General features: G+C 66.0%; 1 protein-coding gene. It reads left to right on the top strand.

Annotated features, from left to right (window positions below):
* A partial coding sequence (locus AC0IW9_RS31920) for a hypothetical protein (protein ID WP_471652291.1) occupies window positions 1-238 on the top strand: 238 nt, incomplete at both ends.

The raw sequence follows: 238 nt of genomic DNA on the forward strand, positions 1-238 counted from the left end.
GCTGGCGCTGCTGGGTTTTTTTGCGTTGTTCGAAGTGAATGCGGGCCCGTCCGCGTTTGCCGTCGCGCTCGCCGTGGTCGGCGGTTCCTGGTGGGCCAAGCAACGCCTGTTCGCGCTGATCGTAGTGGCGTTGGACGGCCGCCAGCCAGACAGCCCGCTGTCGTTGTCGCGCCTGGCTAATTGCAGCGCTGTCGAGCTGCTGCAGCGTTGGCGCTACGGCGCGTTAGCGGCGCTATTG

The organism is Belnapia sp. AC561 (assembly GCF_979252845.1).